Origin of the sequence: Streptomyces sp. NPDC059456 (genome assembly GCF_042750055.1) — a bacterium.
Classification (GTDB): Bacteria; Actinomycetota; Actinomycetes; order Streptomycetales; family Streptomycetaceae; genus Streptomyces.
Window position 1 is genome coordinate 1 of sequence record NZ_JBHYVA010000967.1, and the last position, 2321, is coordinate 2321.

2 protein-coding genes are annotated in these 2321 nt (G+C 73.3%); both read right to left on the reverse strand.

Going from position 1 to position 2321, the window contains the following annotated elements; genetic code table 11:
- Positions 1–78 precede the first annotated feature (78 nt).
- Entirely contained in the window at positions 79–993 is a 915-nt protein-coding gene (locus tag ACFXA3_RS41160) for a helix-turn-helix domain-containing protein (RefSeq protein WP_385196398.1), read from the reverse strand.
- Between the two features lie 162 nt (positions 994–1155).
- Positions 1156–2232, reverse strand: coding sequence for an N-acetylmuramoyl-L-alanine amidase (locus ACFXA3_RS41165; protein ID WP_385196400.1), 1077 nt, complete (start codon positions 2230–2232; stop codon positions 1156–1158).
- Between the last annotated feature and the right edge of the window lie 89 nt (positions 2233–2321).

Sequence of the window (2321 nt, forward strand, 5' to 3'; positions counted from 1 at the left end):
TGGGGTTTGTGTACCCCCCCCCCGCCCGCGGCCCCCCCGGGCCCCCCGGGGGCCGGGCATCCCCCGTGACCCGGCCGGTCAGGGTGTGATCGCCCCCAGCGGGGAGCACTCCTGCTCCTTCTGGCTGGGAATCGCCCCGCAGATCGTGATGGTCTCCCACGTCTCGTCCGGCGTCACGGCCAGCATCCGCGTGTACGTGTCGTGTTCCATCCGGATCGTCGCCTCGTCGGACGAGCTGCGCCTGTCCTTGATCATGACGGTGTCCCCGATGTTGCCGTTCTCGACCCGCCCCCACACCGCCTGACAGGCCTCGCTGTAGCGCAGCTGGATGCTCATGCCGCGCAGGAAGGTCTGGCGCACCGTGACCGCGTCCCACTGGCAGTCCTCGGCCTGCGGTTCACGGCGCAGGCAGGTGTCGCTCTTGCAGCCGACCTTGACCGGCCCGGTCGGGCGGGTCTGCGCGGGCGCGGCGGCGGGCGAACCCGTCGCCGCGGCGGTGCCGCCCTTGGCGGCGCCCCCGTCGGCCGGCCGGATGAGGAACGCCGTCAGCCCGCTGCCCAGCAGGGCGCCCGCCAGCACGCCGGCCGCCGTGCGCAGGATCCGGGACCAGGCGAACCGCCCTGCCGCAGTGGCGTGTTCCGGTCCCTGCGCGCCCGGCGCCGCCGGGGAGGCCGCGGATGCGGGCGCCGGACGCTCCGGGGTCCGGGGCGCGGGCTCCTCGGCCGGCGCCTCCTCGCGTACGACGGCCAGTTCGAGCAGGACGAGGAGCGGCTCGGGATCCGCCCCGGCCGCCACCGCGAACTCCTCGACCGCGATCCGGGTCGGCACCTGCTTGCCGTTGAGGAAACGCTCCCAGGAGGAGCGGCTGTAGTGCGTCTTGTCCGCCAGGCGGTTGTAGCTCAGCCGTGACGCGTCCTTGATCCGCCGCATTTCGGCGAAGAGGTCGCCTCTCGGAGCGTCGCCGCCGCCGGCCGACCCAGATCCCGCTGCCATCAGGCGGGTCCCCCATTTCGTGCTCATTCCGTCCCCCGGCCGTAGGCCGCGGGGAACAGTATCAGCCACGAAGTGGCGTGCTCATGACTGTGACCCCCGGGGGACGAACTCCCCGGAGGTCGAAGTCAATACAGGTTTTGGCCGTACCTGCGGATGCGGAAGTCAGCCGAGCAGCCGGCTCCAGGTCCGTGCGTCCACGACGCCGTCCTGCGGCAGCGCCCGCGCACTCTGGAACGCCGACACCCGGGCCGCGGTGCCGGGCCCGAACGCCCCGTCCGCCACCGTCGGGAAACCGAGGTCCGACAGCCGGCTCTGCACCGCCTTCACGGCCTCCCCGGACACGCCCTGCGCCACCGGCGCGCACAGCTGGTTCCAGGTCTGGTTTCCCGCCACCCCGTCGATGCCGGCCCCGATCTGCGTCTGGAACGCGCGCAGCGCCGCCTCGGTCGCCGGCCCGAAGGAACCGTCCGGCGTGATCGCCGCCCCGCGCTGGACCAGCAGGCACTGGAGCACGCGGACGCGCTCGTTCACGTCGCCCGTGCGCAGCACCGGCCACACCGGAGCCGTCGCGTCGCCGCCGGTCCGGGCCGCCACGTCCGCACGCAGCTTCGGCAGCAGGGCGTACAGGCGGTCGCCGGGGCACTGGGTGTTGTTGAAGTCCCGGTGCCCGTAGATCTGGTACGGCCGGATGCCGTACTGGAGGCAGATGCGGGTGCAGAGGTCGACGAGCGTCGCGTACTGCTCGGCGCGGGGCTCTTCCGTGATGTACGTGCCCTCGTTCTCGATGCCGACGGCCACCGTGTTCTGGCCGGTGCAGTGCGCGGCCTCGACGGTCTGCGCGCCGCCGTCCAGCGCCGCCAGGCTCCCGTGCCGGCCCTCGGTGACGAACGCGCCCCGGCTGATGGTGAAGTGCTGGCCGGTGTCGATCCAGCCTTCCGTGTCCATCTGGTACGTCTGCATCGCGCGGGCCACCGCGAACGCGCGGTCCTGGCCGTACTCGGTCACGTTGTCGGTGGCCGTGTGGTGCACGATGATCTTCTGCGGCCGGGCCGCCAGCACCCTCACCGGGCTCTTCGGCGCCCGCGCGCCCCAGGCTTCGCAACCGGACACCGGCGGACCGCCGGCGGCCCAGACCCGTCCGGCGGCGGTGCCCAGCGCGGTCAGCGCCGCCCCCAGGGACAGCGCACCGGCCAGCAGGGTGCGTCGGCGCAGCAGTGGTCGTGCCGTCGGCGTGGTCATGTGCATCCGTTCGTTCGAGAAGTCCCGGACGAACGCTAGGAATCGAGGGGCGCCGGGACAAGCCGGGAGGCCGTCCCGCCGACCCGGGG